Genomic DNA, 17944 nt, shown 5'->3' on the forward strand with positions numbered 1-17944 from the left:
CCAGCCCCACTATACCTAGTGGGGCTGGAGGTTACTCTATTCTAAAGACAGCCTATGTTTATTAACCAATTTGCTCAAATATGAAACACATTAGGAAGAAATACTATCAAATAAATCAATTCCTTCAAATTCACCCGCCAAATTTCGATATATTTTGAGTGCATTATTCCCTCTCAGGTATACATCCCCATCTTCGGCTATAAAATACGGTTTGCCCAAAGTATCTTGCAGATTATCTGTTAAAGGATCGATTTCTACGCCATCTACATGTAAACCGAACTGCTGTGCTTGCGGAGGTGCAACATGTACATAAAGTACAACACCCTCGCCCACACCCACTGTCACATCTGCGTAGTGGTACTCCACTGTCTCTAGCAATGGATCATTTGTCACCGCAAGCGGATTGCCTTTGGTCAGAAGCAGTTCTTCCTTTGTGGTGTATAAAGCAACACCTTGCAGAGAATCAAAGTGATTTATATATGGGCTGGATGCTGAAGCATGTTCAAATGCGAGAACCGACTTAGGTTGTTCAATAAAAGTAGAGATAGGCGCCAACTGTGGAGACGCATCAAAGTATGGGAAAAGAAGACCAAATAAAAGGATCATCATGTTCATGTTGTGTCCCACCTTTCTTATCTGCAGCCACCGATTACAGAAGCCTTACTATCTTATGCTTAATGACGAAATTTTTTCCAAAGAGTTGCAGCTACGTCTACACCTTTTAGCACTGTAGCTATTTTTCCCGGTGACTTCTCAGCATAAATGGCATCATAGGAGTTAACAGTACGTTCTTCAGCAGGAGTTAACGGAGCTTCTTTTATAGAGACTTCCTTACTCTTCTCCTTCAGCTCACGCGATTTACGATATTTCTCAATCACTGTGACTGACACTTGTTTGACCGTTAAGGTTAGCTCATTCATAACATCACCCAGATTCTTGACAGAATCGATGACTGGGTCAATCTTCTGAATCTTATGCTGTACATCGGCAGTGATTTCATTTGCGTGTCTGACCGTCGTTTTCACTTCATAAGTAAGCTCATCCATCGTCTTCTGTACTTCCACCAAGGTTTGGCTGACTTTGTCGAGTGAATCCTTTGCCGACTTTAAAGTTTTAATTAAAAAGAAAACAAGTACTGCGAATGCAATTGCGACGAGTGCTACACTAAGTTCAATGATCATATTCATAACCCCTTCCATATCTCATAAATATCGGCTAATCAGCCTTGTATACTGCATAGTTACCCCTGGTCCCATAAGCCGAAACATCTTGTCGAGCGTTGTCAAGAGTCCCTCTTCCCTTTTGTTTCAAAATCAAAGTCCCCGTTTATACAATGACTACATTAATCAAAAAAGGATAGGTGATATGTAATGTTAAAATGGTCCGCAATACTACTTGTAGTCGCAGTAATCGCCGGAATCTTTGGTTTCTTCAACCTAGTAGCTGCCGCTGCTGGTCTTGCTAAGATCCTGTTCTTCGTCTTCCTGGTTCTGTTTGTAATTTCTCTCTTCACGGGACGCAGAGGCAGATCTATGTAGCCCCTCTTATTAATGGTGTGACTGTTGTATCCCTCCCATATCTATCCATATATCTTATTCATCATGCAGAAAGTATAGGTCATTCCTGCACAGATGTCACTTGAGAAAATAAGAAATGTTGAATGGGTGGTTCATCACGCATCAATTACGTTTACTAGCTTATTAACAAACAGCGCTTTTGGAAAAAAATACATCCAACCCCCACAGGAGGAACCAAACATGAAAAAAATCGCCAGCCTTACAGTAGCCTTAGGACTTATGGCTTCCATTGCAGCTACAGCTTCAGCAGCTGAAGTAACAGGAACTACTACGGCTCCTGCAACCGTAACTGGAAGCACTTACAGCAATTCTTTTGAAACCATTATAACTCCAGCGGATATGAGTCCAGCTACACCGCAAATAGTGCTGACTGAGAAAACACCTTTCTACTTTTCAGTCGGAGGTATAATTCCAGCAGGCTGGCTTGGCGTTCAGACTCTTGATACAACAGGTGAAGTCATTTCGGATACTTGGGGTAATGAATGGAGAGAAATTTACACTTGGCTAGGAAAAGCATGGGTTAAGGTTCCTGTATCAGCCAATGTGATTTTGCCATAATTAATCAATAAGCGAAGAAGGGGTGTCCCAAGAGCCAAGAAAATGGCCGATGGTACTGCCCTTTTTTTATGTGGAGAGTACATATTCTGAACAGATAAACAGGAAGAGCTACCCCTTCAGTAGAGAATTCTACTAAAAGGATAGCCCTCTTGCGCGTACGCCCGCCATCGTTCACCCGTCACAAACATGCGATGCTGTCGCTTCCTGCATTTTCATATATTTAGCGAATGACCGAACCTCCGTAGAGAAAACGATTCATCCAAGAAGCGCTTAGTTTATCTACTCTTACCCCGCCTGAAGCTACGGAATAAGTTTGTAGAACTTGTCCATCTCCTAGATACATTGCAACATGCGATATTCTAGCTGTAGATTTGTCGATTCCCTCATAAGCAGAAGCAGAATTCCCCTTATAATCCATAAAGAACATTAAGTCGCCGCGCTTCAAATTGGAAATAGACGTAACCACCGTACTATTCGACTTCACCCAATCTCCCTGTTGACGGGAATCCGCCGGCAGTTTGAGATTGGCTGCATCCATAAAAATTTGCCGGATGAAGTCCGAGCAATCAAAGGTGCTTGTATCATTTCTGCTGGAGCCATACTCATAAGGCGTTCCTAGATATCCCATACCTGCAGCAATCACCCGTTCGATTTGGGCTGAAGCCCCCGGTGTTGTTACAGGTGGTTTGGGTGTAGGCGTTGGTGTAGGCGTTGGTGTTACCGTTCCAGATCCCCCACCGTTTCCTGAAAGTGTACTATATTGTTCACTTGAACTTATATATCCGATGCTACCATCCGCCGCTTTAACTTGATACCAGTAACTGTTAGGCTGCGCCAGAACTTCTACTTTTTCTCCCTTATTCAAAAGCTTCATTATTTTCCCGCTTGTTGAAGGTGAAACTCGAAGATTCACACCATACTTAATGGTGCCAGTTTGTGCCGATGGTGTCGTTACTGAAGCAGAGGATACACTGATATATTTATCTCCTGCACTTGTATAACCCACTGAACCATCAGCCGTTTTTACTTGATACCAATAGCTGTTAGGCTGCGAAAGGATCTGCACTTGATCTCCCTTTTGCAAGTACTTCACTATTTCTCCGTCAGTAGAAGGGGTGCTGCGAAGGCGAACACTAGCCTCGATCACACCTGTTTGAACGGCTGAAGCTGCTGTAACTGAATTAGATGAACTTGAGGCTGCCGCTGCTTGTCCAGGAGCAGATACTCCTAAACCTGCAACAATTGCAGCAGATACTAACAAAGATGCTGTAATTTGCTTATGTGATTTGATCATACGTTCCCCCAAATTCCATGATGAGATTTCAATAAAGGATTGTACTACATTATTCCTTTATGCCCTCATTATAGGCTTGCCCGGGATTTGGAACATGCTCCAAATTTCACATATAATCATGCCACTTTATGGTAACACACAGGTCTAAAGTCTCGATTTCTCCTTGAATATGTGTTATTTTTCCTTAATATAGCATTTCGCGATTTATTTTTTAGGTTCCACGTGCACCTGCACATTCATAATATTATGCATTTTGCTCATTCTTTCTTCGATGGAATCACTTATTTCATGACCTTCCGTCACAGAAATATTCGCATCCACTTCCACTACAACATCCACATGCACATGATTACCATGAACCCGTGCCTTCACATCTTTAATCTCTTCTACTCCCGGCGTTCGAGCAATCGTACTGCGTAGATCCATCAATTTATCTTGATCAAAGCCATCGGTAAGCCGATAGGTCGAATCACGAAAAATATCCCAAGCGGTCTTGGAGATAATGAGTCCGACAAGAACAGCTGCTGCGGAATCAATCCATGGCAAACCAAACTGTGCACCCACAATCCCAACTGCGGCTCCAACACTGACCATTGCATCAGAAAAATTATCCTTAGCCGCTGCCATAAGTGCCCCACTGTTAATTTGTTTGGCCAGTCTTTTGTTATATATGTATACCCCCATCATAGCTACTGCACATACAATAGCCACCCCTGCCGACCAGAGCTGTGGCGTTTCTTTTGTACGATCGAAAAAGGACCGCACCGCCTCCACAATCACTTGAAGGCCCACTACCGCCATGATAAAAGAAGCCAACAACGCCGCTACGGTCTCTGCGCGGAAATGCCCGTAAGCGTGGTCAGAGTCAGGTGGCTTCCGCGAAATCCGTAACCCCACCAGCACAGCTATGGATGCCACGATATCTGTTAAATTGTTGACCCCGTCCGCTACGAGTGCGCTAGATGCAAATAAATAACCACAAACCAGCTTAAATGATGATAGGATGAGGTAAGCCGCTATGCTTACCCAAGCTCCTCGTTCGCCTTTACGTATATCTTCGTAAATATCAGTCATTCTTGGCTCCCCCTCTTTTCCCCCGATTATTTAAAATACGGAAAAGAATTCTTTCAATTATTCTTGCCCTTGTGGCAGCATTTAAAAACAATTAGAATAAAGTGTAAGGACTTGCTTCGAAGGAGGTTATCATAATGAGCGAAAGCAACGATAAAGGTAAAATCAACTTAGCGGAAGCTATCCGTAAAAAACTGGAACAGAAGAAGCAACAATCTTCCTCCAAGCCTGGATCCACATTTCAGGCCGGTTCCGCCAAACCGCTAAAAAGCCAAAATAACAAAAAGCCTAACAACCAACGCCGTCGTACTGGCGGATCTTAGTATTTACTTATACTTAAACATAAACGGCTGCGAATCCCTCGGGGAAACGCAGCCGTTTATACGTTCGTCCTGCCTGATAGGATGGATTAGAACTCTTCAAATTCATAATTGCTTCTCTTTAATGTACGATTAGCCAGCTGAAAACATGCGCTTTGGGAACCCTCAAGGGCTAAAGACTCCTGTCTTGGAAGCCCCGCGTATACTCCCCGTAGAATTCTACTTGTTAATAACTTTTCAAAATCGAAATTATAAAGACAGCTACCCTGATCCTAAAAAGGATTAGAGTAGCTGCTTCATGGGGTTCCTTCCGCATAGCGGAATTTAAATATTATACTTCTACAGGATACATGCGCTGGCGCATTTCCTTAATTTCTGGATTCTCCAAATATTCATCGTAGCTCATGGAGCGATCAATTACACCTGTAGGTGTAATCTCGATGATGCGGTTAGCAATGGTTTGGATGAACTGATGGTCATGGGAAGTGAATAGAATCGTGCCATCGAAATCGATCAGCCCGTTATTCAGTGCTGTGATGGATTCCAGATCCAAGTGATTGGTTGGTTCATCGAACACAAGCACGTTCGCGCCGTTGAGCATCATTTTGGCCAGCATACAGCGAACCTTCTCGCCCCCGGACAGCACACTTGCTTTCTTCAGTGCTTCTTCTCCGGCGAACAACATACGGCCCAAGAATCCACGCAGGAAAGTTTCGTCCTGATCTTTAGAATACTGGCGTAGCCATTCTACAAGATTCATTTCCACACCATCGAAATAGCTGGAGTTGTCTTTCGGGAAATACGCTTGAGTTGTAGTTACTCCCCATGTATATTCTCCCGCATCCGCTTCTTGCTCTCCCATAATCACATCAAACAGAAGGGATTTAGGCTGGGAGTATGGGCCTACAAAAGCAATCTTATCCCCTTTGTTTACTACAAAACTGATTTCATCAAGAAGCTTTTCACCTTCCACCGCTTTGGACAAACCGCTGACTGTCAGCAATTGTTTACCCGCTTCACGTTCAGGTTTGAAGTTTAGGAACGGATATTTACGGTTGGACGGACGAATATCGTCCAGGGTAATTTTCTCAAGTTGCTTCTTACGTGATGTCGCTTGTTTAGACTTGGAAGCATTGGCCGAGAAACGCTGGATAAATGCCTGCAATTCCTTGATTTTATCTTCCTTCTTCTTGTTCGAATCACGCTGCAAAGCTTGCGCAAGCTGACTGGACTCATACCAGAAGTCGTAGTTGCCGACGTACATCTGGATTTTGCCAAAATCAATATCCGCAATATGCGTACATACTTTATTCAGGAAGTGACGGTCATGGGATACGACGATAACAGTACCTTCATAGTCCATGAGGAAATTCTCTAACCAGCCAATAGATTCGAGATCCAAGTGGTTGGTAGGCTCATCTAGCAGCAGGTTATTCGGACGGCCAAACAAGGCTTGCGCCAAGAGTACCCGTACCTTTTCATTGCCGCTCAGTTCGGCCATTTTTTTGTCATGCAGTTCACGCATAATTCCGAGACCAATCAGCATGGCAGCTGCATCTGGCTCAGCATCCCAGCCGTTAAGCTCAGCGAACTCACCTTCAAGCTCCCCTGCACGCAGGCCATCCGCTTCTGTGAAATCGGACTTCGCATAAAGCGCGTCCTTTTCTTTCATAATTTCATAAAGACGTGTATGACCCATAATTACGGTCTCAAGTACCGGGAATTCATCATACTCAAAATGGTTCTGTTTGAGTACTGCGAGACGTTCGCCCGGTGTAACATGTACCTCACCGGTATTTGCTTCGATCTCACCAGACAGAATTTTCAGAAAGGTTGATTTACCGGCACCATTGGCACCAATCAAACCGTAGCAGTTACCAGGGGTGAATTTTATGTTTACATCTTCAAAGAGAGCGCGTTTTCCGTAGCGGAGTGTTACGCCGCTTGTGCTAATCATTACGCATTACCATCCTTTTCACTTAGGGTTTCGGCTCATTATAGCATAAATAGAGAGCAAAAAGCCCGTAAAATAGCCTTTTCAGCTGTTCTCTCCAATACTAAAGTTATTCCAGCTGCTGTACAGAGGTCGCCAGTTAGGAGGAATTTTTTCAATTATTGTCCAGTTATGCGATTCTCGGGTTGTATAATAAGCGTTTCGCCATAGCTGAGCGTACGGATTCGTTCTTCAGAAATACCCTGTTTAAGCCGGGCACTTTCCATCCGATCCAGCGCTTCCCGGGCCGTATCATCAGCAAGTCTATAGGTGCCGTAATGCATCGGAATCATGGTCTCCGCTCCAACATCTACAAATGCTTGTATAGCCTCTTCAGGGGTTACATGCTGCGAGGTCATGAACCACTCCGGTTCATAAGCTCCAATCGGCATGAGTGCAACATGAAGCTTATAGCGGCTCCCAATCTCCTTAAAACCCGGAAAATAACCGCTATCTCCTGCGAAATACAGGTTAGGGGGCAGCTTGTCGCTATCCGATTCGATCGGCTGCAGAATGTATCCTCCCCAATGAGAAGTATTCGTGTCCCAAGGCGTTCTCCGCGTCCAGTGCTGAGTCGGCACGAAGGTAAGCTTAATTTTACCTAGCGTATTTTCCTGCCACCATTCCATTTCTATGCAGTTATGAAATCCTTTGCGGAGCATCTTTCGTTTCAAGCCTATAGGAACAACAAGGGTTGTCCCTGCTCTATATAATTTACGGATAGAAGCCATATGCAAGTGGTCATAATGAGAGTGCGAGATCAGAATCAGGTCAATGGGAGGCACTTCGCTGAGCGGAATCCCGGGTTGCCCCAATCTTTTCTCAAAGCCCAGTCTTCTCGCCCAGATTGGATCAGTAATGATATTCATCCCTTCATATTGAAGGAAAAACGTTGAATGCCCAATCCACGTAATGGTGGTCTCCAGGCGATTCTCCGCCAGATAAGCTAACCTCGGCGGCGTACTTGGCACTACATATGAATAATCTTTTTTCTTCCGTCGACGTTCCTCCCGCCACTTACGAAACTCTTTAAGTGTTTTATCGGTACTCACATTGTCGAGGTTATTGTAGCGAAATTTAGCCATAGAGCACCTCATCTTTAGAAGTTTGCAGAGCATGCTTTACTTTAGCGAATATAATACAACTATATTGAACGGCAGAGTATTTTGCAAAATATACAAGTTACTTGGTAATGGTGCGCCCTTTTTCTGCAAAATATCTAAGTACCCTTTTGTGTTTCACGCCAGAAATGAGATAATATGTGTATAAAGTATGGCGGTGCATATACCGTTCAAGGGGGAGCTACGTATGAAGATTACTTTTATTGAACCGACTCCAAGTCCAAATACGATGAAGCTTCATTTGGACGAAAGTCTGGAACCTGGAATTCGCAGAACCTATACACCAGAAAGTGAACGTTCCGCACCGGCCTGGGCACGCGAAATGTTAACGATACCGGGCGTTATTAGCATCTATCACGCTGCTGACTTTGCAGCGCTCGAACGCAAGGGCAATGCGGATTGGGCAGCGATTCTAAGAGAAGTTCAGAACCGCTTCGGCAACAGCGAAGGCTTAAATGACGATTGGAATCTTGCCGATGAGAACGCTGGCGCTCATTTCGGCGAAGCTCAAGTCTTCGTCCAGATGTTCCGCGGAATTCCGCTGCAAATCCGCGTTAAGACCGGCGCGAATGAAGAGCGCATCTCCTTAGCAAACCGCTTCACGAAGGCGGTTATGGATGTGGCTAGCGCCGTGATGATTAAAGAGCGTAAGCTCACTGATTACGGCGTGCGTTATGGCGAGCCCGCGGAGATTGCACGCGAGGTGGAGCAAGAGGTCGAAGCGGCGTATCCGCAGGAACGCCTCGACTCTCTCGTGCAGCAAGCCATTGCGCACGGCGCCGAAGGCGAGTTCGTCGAGCAGAGACGAACCCGCAGTCAGGATGAGCTGCTGCGAGACCTGAAGCATGAGGATTGGCGCGTGCGTTACGCCGCGCTGGAGGATCTTACGCCGACGGCGGAGCTCCTGCCGGAGCTTAAGGCGGCGCTGCACGATCCCAAGCTGCATATTCGCAGGCTTGCGGTCGTGTATCTAGGCGACCTTCGCACGCCTGAAGCGATGGAGCTGCTCTATGAGGCGATGGCAGACAGCGCGCCAGCCGTGAGACGTACGGCAGGCGATACGCTGTCCGACATCGGCGATCCTGCCGCCACGCCAGTGATGACGGCAGCACTGACAGATAAGAGCAAGCTTGTCCGCTGGCGCGCAGCTCGTTTCCTCTATGAGGTGGGCACATCCGATGCCCAAGAAGCGCTGTCAGTTGCGGCGGAAGATCCGGAATTCGAGGTTGGACTTCAGGCCAAAATGGCTTTGGAACGTATCGCTTCCGGTGAAGCAGCGGCGGGTACCGTTTGGCAGCAAATGTCAGAGCGTCGTCGCAGCTAACATTCCCTACCGGATTTTGTCATTGCTTGACTTGCGAACTTGCTTTATACTAATTCCTGTTGTTTATAAATGAATGAAGTAAAGATAGCCTCGTCATACTAAGATGAGGTAGAGGTCGCGGATATAAAGAGTACGCGCGTGGAGACGTTAGAGCCGTCTATGAATCGCGTCGAAAGGAATATCTGCCGAAGTCTGCACTGTCGCTCTTACAGCGGTGCAGGCTGGGGCCGTTGCCGAAAGGCACGGAACTGTCACATTGTATAACCTGCATAGCAGCAGGTCATAATGTGTTGCGCTATCTTCACAGGGAGTATGATGCGGAGCTGTATAGATGGAAACCGCAGATATAGTCTGCGGTTTCTTTGCGTTTACAGAATTTGTATATTTAGTGTTTGTCCATAACCTTATGGAGACCACCAAATACACTCTCCCGCTCTGCGGGAGGAAGCAGCTCAGCACTCCCCGTTCATGAATTGAAAGATTAGATCATAAGGAGTGTCAAATCATGCAGGGCAAGCAGCAAAATCTAGCACAAGGCAACGTAAGTAACCCGCCTGAGCTAAAAAAATCATTTAAAGCAAGGCATTTGACCATGATTGCGCTTGGAGGATCTATTGGTACTGGACTCTTCCTGGCCAGTGGTGGCGCTATCGCTTCAGCCGGACCCGGTGGAGCACTTCTAGCCTATACGGCTGTTGGTGTTATGGTTTATTTCCTCATGACCAGTCTGGGAGAGCTCGCTACCTATTTGCCGGATTCGGGCTCATTCAGCACTTATGGCACGCGTTTCGTCAGCCCCGCTTTTGGGTTCGCCATCGGCTGGAACTTCTGGTATAACTGGGCGGTTACGATTGCAGCAGAATTGTCTGCCGCCACCGTCATTATTAAATATTGGTTCCCGGACAGTCCCTCCTTTCTCTGGAGTCTCGTGTTCCTGCTGCTGATGTTCGGTCTTAATTTCCTATCTGCTCGTGGATACGGAGAATCAGAATATTGGTTTGCCATTATCAAAATTATTACTGTTATCGCCTTCCTTATTGTCGGAGTTTTGATGATTTTCGGAATCATGGGCGGAAAAGCCGTAGGCTTCAGCAATTTCCAGATCGGGGGCAGCTCGTTCCACGGTGGCTTCTTCGCTTTCGTCGGTGTCTTTATGGCTGCGGGATTCTCCTTCCAAGGCACCGAGCTAATCGGTGTTGCAGCAGGTGAGAGTGAGAACCCTCGCCGTAACGTACCTATTGCTATTCGCCAAGTCTTCTGGCGTATATTAATCTTTTATATCCTCGCTATACTAGTAATCGGAATGCTGATTCCTTACACGAATCCAGATCTGCTGCGCGGTGGTATTGATGATATCGGAGTCAGTCCGTTTACGATCGTATTTAATAAAGCAGGACTTGCTATTGCCGCATCCGTCATGAATGCTGTCATTCTCAGCTCCGTATTGTCAGCCGGGAACTCGGGAATGTACGCCTCCACCCGCGTCCTGTACGCTATGGCTAAGGATGGAATGGCTCCACGTGCTCTAGGCAAGCTTAATCGCCGCGGTGTTCCTGTTGGCGCTTTGCTCGTGACCACAGCCGTTGGTATGTTAGCCTTTTTAGCATCATTCTTTGGTGACGGTGCTGTATACAACTGGTTGCTTAATGCTTCCGGTATGTGTGGATTTATTAACTGGCTCGGCATCGCTGTCTGCCATTATCGTTTCAGACGCGCCTTTATAGCTCAAGGTCATTCCCTTGATGAGCTGCCTTACCGGGCTAGATGGTTCCCGTTTGGGCCTATATTTGCCTTAGTACTTTGTACGGTAGCCATCCTTGGCCAGAATATGGGTGCCTTCTCAGGTGGAAACATCGACTGGTACGGTATTGCCGTTTCCTATATCAGCCTGCCATTATTCGTCTTGATTTGGGCCGGCTATCGCTTCTTCCGCAAGAGTAATATTATTCCTTTGGATAAATGCGATCTTAGTACTCACCCAGAATAAATAGACTCCTCAAAAAGGGATATCCAGAAGCCTGAAAGGCTGCGGGATATCCCTTTTTATATAAATCAATCTAGTATATTCAACTCCTCATTTTACTTAGCCCTTTGCCTATTCCCAAGTCACATACACTTTTAGATCACCCGTATTATCAAAAGAAGTGCTAGAATAAGACACTTCCTCTAGTCCAAGTTTATATAACTCCTGTAGATCATTCTTCAGCTGGGTTCCACTACCGTCATAGCGGAATAATAAAGATCCCTCTCCTGAAGCGACAGCCTTATTCGCCAGCTGAATTAAATCTGCTGCTGAACGTACAATCCGTTCCTCGGCATACAGCTCATAATTAAGGTCCTTCTGAAGCTGCTTATACACCCCGGCGCTCTGTCCTCCACGCTCTACAAGTGCTGACAAGGTCTTATAATAGGCAACCGAAGCTGCCGGATAAGACTTCGTCCAGCTATGGTCCTGACGCATTTGTGCATCCGTCTTCAAGTAATACGCGGTGCTTACCACGCCGGCTTTATCAGGTGTCGGGTCATCCCAAGTTGTGTCGAGATGATACCATCTCCCTTCGAGCAGCACTAGATTCCAAGCATGAGACTGGCTGCGTCCTCCCGGCTGTTTTGCAGTGCCCTCGACGATTTTATTACTGAATCCCGCTTCCTTGAGCAGCTTATAGGTCAACAGCGAATACCCTTGGCAAACGGCACTGCCACTCTTCAGGCCTTCATAAGCCGTATATTTACGATAAGAGGTATCATACTTCAGACGCAGCACCACCCAGTCGTGGATAGCCTTAACCTTCTGATGATTATTCATGCCCGGTGTAATGATCTTCTTGAGCGTTGCCTTTACTTCTTTGTTCACAAAAGCGGTCTGCTCCAGCGTTTCCAAGTATTTCACTTCTACCGTAACCTTTACAGAACTTTTGCTCCCTCGATAAGTGTATCCGTAGCTGTCTATGATGTAATACAAATAGGGATCGCTATTCATCGCTTGATCTAGACCCGTTTGTATCTGTGTTTTTAAATTCGAGGTTTTCCCCTCATAAGTAAAAGTGATAGTCTCTCTACGATTATTCATCGCACCGGTTAGCTTCTGGGCAATTTCACTCACAGAACGAACGGTCGGTGAAGTCGTGGCCGCATAAGCATGCCCCCAGGTCCAATACAATGTCGGGGGAATGGCTGCGCAAATAATCACTCCTCCAAGAATGACTTTTGCCAACGTGAAGCGTTTTTTCCACATAATTATTCTGATCCTCCGGCTCCTACAGACTTATTCAAAACCCTCCATTTAATAGATAATGAAGACTTGGGCAAAAAAAGACTGTTCTCTGTAGAATAATTCTACTCTGAGAACAGCCTCTAAGCCAGATCAATATGAATTATTTCTTTAGGGGTGTAATGAGATAGGTCTCTCCTATTACTGTTTCAAATTCCAGCCCCGCTCCTTCAATCTGTGTACCATCCGGTTTTTGAATGAGCAAAGGCTGGTGTTGAACAATTCTGCAGGATCGGCCATGAGTCGAGGTAACCTCTGCCCTAGTTAAACAGCCCCCGCTCCATTCTATAGTCATGACAAAGCCACCACGTGCCACCAACCCTTTCACGCTGCCTTCAGACCATTCCTCTGGAAGAGCAGGTAATAGTTCCAGACCCTCCTGATGACTCTGCAAAAGCATTTCTGCTATTCCGGCTGTAGTGCCGAAGTTTCCATCAATCTGAAACGGAGGATGATTTCCGAACAGGTTCGGCAAACTGGAATCTTGCAAAATGCGACGTAGACAGCTAACCGCACTCTCGCCATCCTTCAGACGCGCATAAAGATTAAGCAACCATGCTGCGCTCCAGCCTGTATGGCCACCTCCATGTTCTATACGTTTCTTCAGTGTTAAGGCTGCCGCCTCCGCTAGCTCTGGTGTGGAGGAAGGGCTAATTACGTTCCCAGGGTACAGGTCATACAAATGAGAAACATGACGATGCCCAGGCTCTTGTTCAGCAAAATCCTCATTCCATTCGCGGACAGTTCCGTCCGGTGCGATCCCTTGGTGGACAAGCTGTTTCTGTTTCTGCATAAGCTCCTGACGCAGCTCTACATCGGTATTTAAAATATCAGCAGCCTGAATGCAGTGCTTGAACAACTCAGCGATAAGCGATAAATCCATAGCTGAGCCAGCCGAGACACTGCATGGTGTGCCGTCAGCAGTCAGAAATACATTCTCTGGCGAGGTAGACAAACCTGTCGTCCATCTTCCATCAGGCAGCTCTACTAGCCAATCCAGACAAAACAATGCGGCTCCCTTTAGTATGGGATAAGCTGTGCGCAAATAGTCCTCATCTGGACGAAAAGCGTAACGCTCCCATAGATGGCGAGAGAGCCATACCCCGCCCATCGGCCAAAAAGCCCACATCGCCTTACCGTCTGATGGAGAAGTCATCCGCCACAAATCGGTATTATGGTGTACTGTCCAGCCACGTGCGGCATAATGAATATTCGCTGTACGGCTGCCAGCCACGCTAAGCTCCGTGATAAAATCTATCAAAGGTTCATGGCATTCGCCCAATCCGCATAACTCGGCTGGCCAATAATTCATTTCGGTGTTGATATTTGTCGTATAATTGCTGTTCCATGGTGGCTGAATATAGGGATTCCAAATGCCCTGCAGATTCAGGGCTTGCGTCCCCGGCCGTGAGCCAGCAATCATCAGGTAGCGGCCATACTGGAACAGCAACGCTTCCAGTTCAGGATCTGCCTGTCCTTCGCGGTATTGTGCCAGGCGCTCATCAGTAGGAAGCTCTCCTCGGGAAGCAGCAGATGCAAGCGTCAATTCCACACGGTGGAACAAGGATTGATGATCCTCTAAGTGGCGCTGCTTAAGCTCTGCGTATCCTTTAGAGGCTGAAGCTAACTGCACTAGGCACAACTCCGCTGGCAGCTTGCCACCGCTTCCCGGCATCCGGTCATACCCGGCATAATCGGTTGCCGCAGCCAGACGAAGGGTAATGGAGTGCGCGCCAGAAATCAACAGCGAGCCGTTCTCCGCTACACAAGTCCCACCTTCCGTCTGGATCTCCATAACCGCAGCAAAACTTATGCCAAGCCCCTCTTCATATAATACGGCACGCGGGTGATCCCCTACGTAGTTATCAGCCACATGCGACGGGGCACGGCCAGTCATAATCAGCATGCCATCCGGAGTAATCTCCGAGTTGAAAGGATGTGGTGATGCCAGATCCGCCCAGAAATCTGGCAGAGTAGCTTGGCCCTCCCCCCCCTCAGCACGGATATGAAGAGCTATAATGTCATCCGGTCTGCTGGCCAATACTTCACGTACGATCCTTACACCACCGGCAGTATAGGATACCGTAGCCAACGCCTGATCCAGATCAAGCTCTCTCCGGTAATCCTCTACAGGACCTGCAAAATTAAACTTCAATCGCAAATCTCCAAGCGGTTGATAGGATTCCGTCCGGCTGCCTAACATTTTGGCGTCCACCAGTGCTTCTGCTTCCTTGTATTTCCCCTCTGCAACTAGCTGTTTAGCTGGAGCCAAATGCCGCAGTGCCTCATAGTTGGCTTTATCCCGCGGGAAACCTGACCATAGAGTGTCTTCATTTAATTGAATCCGTTCTTCTTCGATTCCACCAAAGACCATGCCGCCCAGCCTGCCGTTACCTACGGGCAGCGCCTCTTCCCATACAGCCGCCGGCTGCTTGTACCATAACTCATGCCGTCCGGAGTTCTTGCTCTCTCCCATGTATATTCCTCCTGTCCTGTTATTACCGGTGAAAAGCAATCAGCGGGAGGCCCGGACTTTCGTTCGGACTTCCCGCCATCTTCATGCTTTTATTGGATTAGACGAAATTTAATAATTAATCATTCCAAAGTTTCACGCGTTGTTTAACCAGCTCTTCACGCAAATCTTCAGCTTTCGTTACACCAGCTTTATCAAGCTCAGCCATGTAAGCATCCCAAACTTTATCGAAATCAGCTGGTTTAGACAAGATTGCTTCTGGGATCCGTTTCCAACTGATATCCTTCAGCTTGTTGTCAAGAACGACAATTTCGCTATCCCCAGGAATCGTGATATTCCATGCCGCGCCCCAAGGTTTAACTTTGAACTCATCTTCACTTGGGAAGAGGTCTTTCCAAGTTGTTGCTTTGTAAGCAGCAAGTGTTTCTTTTTCAACCGCATTGTAACCTACAGTTACTTGCTCAGGGAAACGAGTTGTGTAGTAGTTACCAGATGGATCCAATACACCGTCGCCATAGTGAGCGCTCAGCAATGCATAGTTTGATCCGACATTACCCAAACCAGTTTCTTTTTGGAAGTTGGTAGTGTCATTATATTTACGGTCGTTCACATCTTCAGGAATGACACGTTTGCCATCAACAACATTGTAGTGTTTGCCTTCAATACCCCAGTTAACCAATACTTGACCTTCGTCGGAAGCTAGGTAGTCCAGGAATTTAATTGCACGAACTGGATCTTTAGCATCTACGCTGATCCCAATTCCGTTACCACCCATGAAGCCTGTAGGCCAGAAGGAAGTTTCTTTGTACTCCTCAGACAAGGTTACAGGATAGTGTCCATAGCCTTGATCCAGCTTGCCTTCAGCTTTCAATGCTCTTTCTCCATCGCCATAACCCCAGTCTTGGTCAATCAAACCAATAACGCGGCCGGTAGCAATTTTAGCTTTGTACTGATCATACTTTTGAACGAAACTTTCTGGATCAAGCAATCCGATATCGTTCATGTGGTTGAGCCAGCGGAAATATTCTTTTTCAGCCGGACGACGGAAGTGATAAGTTACTTCTTGGGTGTCGATATCAATCGCATATTCACCATCGTCAGGAGAACCAGTAGTAATAAATGCTGGGTTAGTTACTGTAATGTACATGTACCAATCGTCTGCATTCAGAGTCAGGCCGATGTTTTTGTTACCATTTTCATCGGTAGGATGTTTTTCCAGGTAAGCCTTGATTACGTTCTCATAATCTTGAACAGTTTTGATTGCAGGATATCCAGCTTCTTTAACAGCACGGTGCTGTAGTTCAAATCCCCCACCAGCATCAAAATATTTGTTGTCCACACCTGCATAGGTAGGGATGGCATAAATCGCGTGATCATCGTCACTGTAACGTGAACGTTTCATGCCTTCTTCGCCCAATACTTTTTTGATATTCGGAGCATATTTTTCAATCAGGTCTGTTAGATCAAGCATTGCGCCTGCATCCACCAGCTTACTGACATCAGTCTTAGCACTGATCAAATCCGGATATTCGCCGCTCGCTGCGATCAAGGCTACTTTTTGTTGAGGATCACCAACTGCATATTCAGCATTTAGGGTTACTCCCGTTTTTTCCGTAATCACTTTACCAACTTCATCTTGCATACCTGTCCAGTTCGGGTTAGGGTCTGCACTGAAGAAGGTCATCGTGAGCGGGGAAATATCCTCAGCCGCATTGGTCGCATTTCCAGCATTAGTTGCATTGCCGCCTGTATTTCCAGCTGCAGCATTACCATTGTTGCCATTGTTACCGCCGCAGCCTGCAAGCACACCGAGCAGCATAATAGAAGTGAGCGTTAATGCCGTAGCTTTGGCTTTTATCTTTCTATTACTTCCCATTAAATAAACCCTCCTTAAAATTGTTTATCTATCGTATCACAGGTGAAGACCTGTTAATACTTTACCCAGCTTGCCAAAAGAAAACGGATACACAATAGGTTTTAAGCATAGGGGAGACTAAGCTCCCCCGTTAAACTGTGATTAACTCTTCACAGCACCAAGTGTCATACCTTTAACAAAATACTTCTGAATGAACGGATAAACCAACAGGATCGGTACGGTTACGACAATCGTAATCGCCATTTTGAGCGACTCCGGCGAGACCTGATTGGAAGCCAGCGAAGCAATGTTGGAGCGGTAGTCGCCTCCGTTACCACTTGTTGTGGTCTGTAGAACCTTCATCAATTCATATTGCAATGTGGTCAAGTTAGGGCTTGAACCATTGTACAGATAAGTATCAAACCAAGCATTCCATTGACCTACTGCTAGGAACAGCGCGATCGTTGCTAGCGCTGGCTTCATCAATGGCAGAATAACGCGGAAGTAGATAGTAAAGTCATTGGCTCCATCCAGCTTCGCCGATTCCTGCAGCGCATACGGCAGGCCGTCGATGAAGGAGCGGATTACGAAGACGTTAAAGGCACTAACCAGTCCAGGCAATACATAGACTGCAAAGCTGTTCATCATATGCAGATCCTTGATCAGCATATAGATTGGAATCATTCCTCCTGAGATATACATGGTCATTGCCAAGAATGTGGAGACAAACTTGCGACCTGCAAAGTCAGGGCGGCTGATCGTAAACGCCAGCATCGAGGCACTGATCAGTCCGAACAAAGTACCGATAATTGTCCGCAAAGCGGATATTTTAAACCCGGTGATTAATCCGGAGAAAGTGAAGATCTTTAGGTAATTGTCCCAAGTAAAATCCCGGGGATAGATGGTCACTCCACCGCGCACACTGTCCACTGAATCATTCAGTGAGATGGCAAGCACGTTCAAAAACGGATAAATCGTGATTACAACCACGAACAGTACTACAAAATATACAAAGAAATCAAAGATCCGGTCTGACCATGACTTTCCGGTGATAGCTGAATTTCCCACTGTAACGCTCTCCTTTCAT

Annotated in this window: 15 protein-coding genes and 1 riboswitch; of the genes, 5 read left to right on the top strand and 10 right to left on the bottom strand. The window is 46.4% G+C overall.

What is annotated here, in order from left to right; translation table 11 throughout:
• Nucleotides 1-90: 90 nt before the first annotated feature.
• Entirely contained in the window at nucleotides 91-615 is a 525-nt protein-coding gene (locus NST25_RS27090) for a hypothetical protein (protein WP_248549630.1), read from the bottom strand.
• A 59-nt stretch (nucleotides 616-674) separates the two neighbouring features.
• Nucleotides 675-1181 (bottom strand): DUF948 domain-containing protein, encoded by a 507-nt coding sequence (locus NST25_RS27095; RefSeq protein ID WP_036680224.1) that lies wholly within the window; start codon nucleotides 1179-1181, stop codon nucleotides 675-677.
• A 189-nt stretch (nucleotides 1182-1370) separates the two neighbouring features.
• Between NST25_RS27095 and NST25_RS27100 the strand changes: the two genes are divergently transcribed.
• Both NST25_RS27100 and NST25_RS27105 read left to right on the top strand, forming a co-directional pair.
• On the top strand, nucleotides 1371-1538 hold the full coding sequence (locus NST25_RS27100) for a DUF1328 domain-containing protein (RefSeq protein WP_036680225.1): 168 nt from the start codon (nucleotides 1371-1373) through the stop codon (nucleotides 1536-1538).
• Nucleotides 1539-1757: 219 nt separating this feature from the next.
• The gene (locus NST25_RS27105) at nucleotides 1758-2135 is read left to right on the top strand and encodes a hypothetical protein (RefSeq protein ID WP_076128684.1); all 378 of its coding nucleotides are present in this window, start codon (nucleotides 1758-1760) and stop codon (nucleotides 2133-2135) included.
• 220 nt (nucleotides 2136-2355) lie between these two features.
• Here the strand turns inward: NST25_RS27105 and NST25_RS27110 are convergent, their stop codons facing one another.
• Both NST25_RS27110 and NST25_RS27115 read right to left on the bottom strand, forming a co-directional pair.
• Entirely contained in the window at nucleotides 2356-3429 is a 1074-nt protein-coding gene (locus NST25_RS27110) for an SH3 domain-containing C40 family peptidase (protein ID WP_340392882.1), read from the bottom strand.
• 204 nt (nucleotides 3430-3633) lie between these two features.
• Nucleotides 3634-4503 carry a cation diffusion facilitator family transporter gene (locus NST25_RS27115; protein ID WP_076128688.1) on the bottom strand — a complete coding sequence of 290 codons (870 nt, stop codon included), beginning with the start codon at nucleotides 4501-4503 and terminating at the stop codon, nucleotides 3634-3636.
• A gap of 134 nt (nucleotides 4504-4637) precedes the next feature.
• On the opposite strand from NST25_RS27115, the gene NST25_RS27120 reads away from it, so the two are divergent.
• Nucleotides 4638-4823: a hypothetical protein gene (locus tag NST25_RS27120; protein ID WP_036680230.1), complete on the top strand. Its 186-nt coding sequence runs from the start codon at nucleotides 4638-4640 to the stop codon at nucleotides 4821-4823.
• 328 nt (nucleotides 4824-5151) lie between these two features.
• On the opposite strand, the gene NST25_RS27125 is transcribed toward NST25_RS27120, so the two are convergent.
• A complete protein-coding gene (locus tag NST25_RS27125; RefSeq protein ID WP_036680232.1) occupies nucleotides 5152-6777 on the bottom strand; it encodes an ATP-binding cassette domain-containing protein in 1626 nt (541 codons plus the stop codon).
• A gap of 155 nt (nucleotides 6778-6932) precedes the next feature.
• Nucleotides 6933-7898, bottom strand: coding sequence for an MBL fold metallo-hydrolase (locus NST25_RS27130; protein WP_076185434.1), 966 nt, complete (start codon nucleotides 7896-7898; stop codon nucleotides 6933-6935).
• Nucleotides 7899-8121: 223 nt separating this feature from the next.
• Here NST25_RS27130 and NST25_RS27135 point away from each other — a divergent pair, with 223 nt between their 5' ends.
• A complete protein-coding gene (locus NST25_RS27135) occupies nucleotides 8122-9258 on the top strand; it encodes a virulence factor (protein ID WP_076128692.1) in 1137 nt (378 codons plus the stop codon).
• A gap of 101 nt (nucleotides 9259-9359) precedes the next feature.
• A riboswitch (Lysine riboswitch) is annotated at nucleotides 9360-9564 on the top strand.
• Nucleotides 9565-9763: 199 nt separating this feature from the next.
• Entirely contained in the window at nucleotides 9764-11245 is a 1482-nt protein-coding gene (locus tag NST25_RS27140) for an amino acid permease (RefSeq protein WP_076179353.1), read from the top strand.
• Between the two features lie 108 nt (nucleotides 11246-11353).
• Here the strand turns inward: NST25_RS27140 and NST25_RS27145 are convergent, their stop codons facing one another.
• From NST25_RS27145 to NST25_RS27160, 4 genes are all read right to left on the bottom strand, one after another.
• On the bottom strand, nucleotides 11354-12493 hold the full coding sequence (locus tag NST25_RS27145; protein ID WP_076185435.1) for a transglutaminase domain-containing protein: 1140 nt from the start codon (nucleotides 12491-12493) through the stop codon (nucleotides 11354-11356).
• Between the two features lie 139 nt (nucleotides 12494-12632).
• A complete protein-coding gene (locus NST25_RS27150) occupies nucleotides 12633-15005 on the bottom strand; it encodes a glycoside hydrolase family 95 protein (RefSeq protein ID WP_340392884.1) in 2373 nt (790 codons plus the stop codon).
• 115 nt (nucleotides 15006-15120) lie between these two features.
• Nucleotides 15121-16878 (bottom strand): ABC transporter substrate-binding protein, encoded by a 1758-nt coding sequence (locus tag NST25_RS27155; RefSeq protein WP_080742630.1) that lies wholly within the window; start codon nucleotides 16876-16878, stop codon nucleotides 15121-15123.
• 141 nt (nucleotides 16879-17019) lie between these two features.
• The gene (locus tag NST25_RS27160; protein WP_076128700.1) at nucleotides 17020-17925 is read right to left on the bottom strand and encodes a carbohydrate ABC transporter permease; all 906 of its coding nucleotides are present in this window, start codon (nucleotides 17923-17925) and stop codon (nucleotides 17020-17022) included.
• Nucleotides 17926-17944 lie beyond the last annotated feature (19 nt).

The organism is Paenibacillus sp. FSL E2-0190 (genome assembly GCF_037992965.1).
Taxonomy (GTDB): Bacteria; Bacillota; Bacilli; order Paenibacillales; family Paenibacillaceae; genus Paenibacillus_AQ; species Paenibacillus_AQ odorifer.

Coding starts and splice junctions, on each gene's coding strand:
- NST25_RS27090 (WP_248549630.1), bottom strand. CDS start 615: ATGAACATGATGATCCTTTTATTTGGTCTTCTTTTCCCATACTTTGAT.
- NST25_RS27095 (WP_036680224.1), bottom strand. CDS start 1,181: ATGATCATTGAACTTAGTGTAGCACTCGTCGCAATTGCATTCGCAGTA.
- NST25_RS27100 (WP_036680225.1), top strand. CDS start 1,371: ATGTTAAAATGGTCCGCAATACTACTTGTAGTCGCAGTAATCGCCGGA.
- NST25_RS27105 (WP_076128684.1), top strand. CDS start 1,758: ATGAAAAAAATCGCCAGCCTTACAGTAGCCTTAGGACTTATGGCTTCC.
- NST25_RS27110 (WP_340392882.1), bottom strand. CDS start 3,429: ATGATCAAATCACATAAGCAAATTACAGCATCTTTGTTAGTATCTGCT.
- NST25_RS27115 (WP_076128688.1), bottom strand. CDS start 4,503: ATGACTGATATTTACGAAGATATACGTAAAGGCGAACGAGGAGCTTGG.
- NST25_RS27120 (WP_036680230.1), top strand. CDS start 4,638: ATGAGCGAAAGCAACGATAAAGGTAAAATCAACTTAGCGGAAGCTATC.
- NST25_RS27125 (WP_036680232.1), bottom strand. CDS start 6,777: ATGATTAGCACAAGCGGCGTAACACTCCGCTACGGAAAACGCGCTCTC.
- NST25_RS27130 (WP_076185434.1), bottom strand. CDS start 7,898: ATGGCTAAATTTCGCTACAATAACCTCGACAATGTGAGTACCGATAAA.
- NST25_RS27135 (WP_076128692.1), top strand. CDS start 8,122: ATGAAGATTACTTTTATTGAACCGACTCCAAGTCCAAATACGATGAAG.
- NST25_RS27140 (WP_076179353.1), top strand. CDS start 9,764: ATGCAGGGCAAGCAGCAAAATCTAGCACAAGGCAACGTAAGTAACCCG.
- NST25_RS27145 (WP_076185435.1), bottom strand. CDS start 12,493: ATGTGGAAAAAACGCTTCACGTTGGCAAAAGTCATTCTTGGAGGAGTG.
- NST25_RS27150 (WP_340392884.1), bottom strand. CDS start 15,005: ATGGGAGAGAGCAAGAACTCCGGACGGCATGAGTTATGGTACAAGCAG.
- NST25_RS27155 (WP_080742630.1), bottom strand. CDS start 16,878: ATGGGAAGTAATAGAAAGATAAAAGCCAAAGCTACGGCATTAACGCTC.